This is a genomic window from Candidatus Infernicultor aquiphilus, assembly GCF_002784285.1.
Classification (GTDB): domain Bacteria; phylum Atribacterota; class Phoenicimicrobiia; order Phoenicimicrobiales; family Phoenicimicrobiaceae; genus Infernicultor; species Infernicultor aquiphilus.
Genome location: NZ_PFKO01000110.1, coordinates 1 through 1,445 on the forward strand (window position 1 = coordinate 1; position 1,445 = coordinate 1,445).

Annotated in this window: 1 protein-coding gene and 3 tRNA genes; all 4 read left to right on the top strand. The window is 34.1% G+C overall.

Features of this window, described 5'->3' with window-relative positions; all coding sequences use genetic code 11:
• Positions 1-107: 107 nt before the first annotated feature.
• Positions 108-193 (top strand) — tRNA-Leu (locus COZ07_RS03060).
• Positions 194-210: 17 nt separating this feature from the next.
• Positions 211-287: transfer RNA gene (locus tag COZ07_RS03065), tRNA-Met, on the top strand.
• A 49-nt stretch (positions 288-336) separates the two neighbouring features.
• A tRNA-Met gene (locus COZ07_RS03070) sits at positions 337-413 on the top strand.
• Positions 414-478: 65 nt separating this feature from the next.
• A partial coding sequence (tilS, locus tag COZ07_RS03075) for a tRNA lysidine(34) synthetase TilS (protein WP_406607120.1) occupies positions 479-1,445 on the top strand: 967 nt, incomplete at its 3' end.

Genomic DNA, 1,445 nt, shown 5'->3' on the forward strand with positions numbered 1-1,445 from the left:
AGGCTTAATCAGTGACTAAAAACCAAAAAATATCTTACAAAGCAAAAAGCTCTTATATAATTACTATTGACGATTTAGAAGATTTATCATATAATGAATTGCAGTTCGCCGGAGTGGCGGAATAGGTAGACGCACAGGACTTAAAATCCTGCGAGCTGTAAAGTTCGTGCCGGTTCGATTCCGGCCTCCGGCACCTTTAATAAAATACGACGCGGGGTGGAGCAGTCAGGTAGCTCGTCAGGCTCATAACCTGAAGGTCGGTGGTTCGAATCCGCCCCCCGCAACCAATTTCAAAAAACCTCTTAATCAAAATGATAGAGGTTTTTTGTTAATTTAGGCGGTGTAGCTCAGATGGTTAGAGCATGCGGCTCATACCCGCAGTGTCCTGAGTTCGAATCTCAGCACCGCCACCAAAAATATTTATTGATAAATTAAAGGCCTTTCACTTAGAAAGGCCTTTAATTACAAGGAGATAGAAATGTTGGAAGAGAAAGTATTGGAGACTATAAAAAAGTTTGATATGCTTTCTTTTAATGATAAAGTTCTGGTAGGAGTATCTGGGGGTCCTGATTCGGTAGCCCTTTTAAAAATTTTGTTATCTTTCAGACAAAAATATAATCTATCCATATATATTGCCCATCTTAATCATATGCTAAGAGGCAGAGAATCAGATGAAGATGCCGATTTCGTTAAAAATTTGGCTCAAAAATTAGATTTGCCCTGTGAAGTTAAAAGTTGTAATTTAAGTGAAATTGTAAAGAAAAAACGATCAAATCTGGAAGAGATTGCCCGAGAATATAGATATAAATTTTATTCAGAAACCACAGAGAAGTTAAAGACTGACAAAATTGCTCTAGGTCATAATGCTGATGATCAGGTAGAAACTATTTTAATGAGACTTTTAAGAGGTAGCGGATTAGAAGGATTAACGGGAATTCCACCAGTACGAAATAAAATAATTAGACCATTAATAGAATGCACTCGAAAAGAGATTGAAGAATATTGCCAAATACATAAAATAGAATATCGGATAGATTCATCCAATAAAGAGACTATATATTTTAGAAATAAAATTAGATTAGAACTTTTACCTCTCCTTTCCAAAGAGTATAATAAAAATATAAAAGATATTATATTACGCCTACAGAGCATGGTCAGTGAAGTTTATACCTATTTGCAACAAAAAACAGAGTTACTATTTACAGAGATCGTAAAAGTGGAAGGTCAAGAAAGAATAATTGTCGATTTAAAAAAGTTTAATACCTTATCTTTAGCCTTAAAGAGAAGGATAATCAGGAAATCTATCGAAGTAATAAAAGGAAATCTTTATTCTATTAATTTTGCTCATAATAATGAAATATTAAAACTTTCCGAATATCAATCTGGTGAAAAAGAAGTTTATCTTCCAGAGAATTTAAGGGCTAAGAAGAGCTATGGCCAATTAA